Origin of the sequence: Alteromonas sp. CNT1-28 (assembly GCF_022348345.1) — a bacterium.
In the GTDB taxonomy this organism is placed as follows: domain Bacteria; phylum Pseudomonadota; class Gammaproteobacteria; order Enterobacterales; family Alteromonadaceae; genus Alteromonas; species Alteromonas macleodii.
This window is the reverse complement of the sequence record NZ_JAKREZ010000108.1, coordinates 1-1028: the sequence shown is the minus strand read 5'-3', so window position 1 is coordinate 1028 and position 1028 is coordinate 1. Positions and strand designations below refer to the sequence as shown.

1 protein-coding gene is annotated in these 1028 nt (G+C 36.0%); it reads right to left on the bottom strand.

Translation table 11 applies throughout. From position 1 onward, the window contains the following. Positions 1-288: recombinase family protein (locus MHN02_RS21545; protein ID WP_239247993.1), on the bottom strand; the 288-nt coding region annotated here is incomplete at its 3' end. Positions 289-1028: the final 740 nt, after the last annotated feature.

Here is a 1028-nt window from a genome sequence, read left to right as displayed (position 1 = left end):
GTCCTGGATCGATTTGAATCCAATGTCTTTTTCAACTAATGACTCAATCAAATTGATCAAGTGAGACATTGAGCGGCCAAGACGATCTAATCGCCATACTATTAAAATGTCTCCAGATGACAATGTATCAAGACATTTATCTAATCCTGGTCGAGTTGATTTTGCTCCCGACGTTTTATCGGTAAAAATATGTTCAGGAGCACACCCGTTGTTCATTAACGCATCGATCTGTAGATTTAAGTCTTGATCAGATGTACTTACTCGAGCATACCCTATTTTGAGCCCCATAATCTTATTTACATGTTGAAAAATGACTTTATGAGACTATATTAAATGAGATGGGTTTATAAAACAAATAGAACCAATAAAATCAGACCGAGCGGAGAAAATACTTTTCACTCTCATAAAACGGTCGTTTTTTAATACTTTCTTGTTTGATGAATTTATTGATTTAGTATTAATTTAATTAGTTTCTTCATTGAGATACTGACGCTATCATTAACACAGCAGTAGGTGTAAATAGAGGAAGTTCAAACGTCGGCGTTGAACTAAAAGGTATTACCATTGCATAGACTTGAGAAAGAGTTGCTCGACTTAGTTCAATCCGATACGCGCATATTCAGGTTTATTGAACACTCGTCATTGGACGGTATGTGGCATTGGGACTTGGAGAACGCTGAACACTTTTTGGTCCATATTTTTCTTGGTCGAAAGATCGGATCTTGGAACAGGCAATTAGTTCAATTTCTTAAACCGAGTTCAGGTTAGTTAGACCGTCAAGTTCCTTTAGTAATCACGCGACTATACTTTAGGTATGGTCGTAGCTCGTGATATCAATTCCCAGCGTTAAGAACTTAGTTAATAACTTTATTACTTTCTGGCAAATTTTTTAAACAACGTCTTTACAAATTTGCAGATCATTTCTATGGTTATTTTGTGGTATGGACTTTCCAATTGGAAAGCCGTATGACGTTGTGTGGAACTCGCCTTGATTTTTTTGAGTTATTTTGTAGGTTCAAGTAAAACAT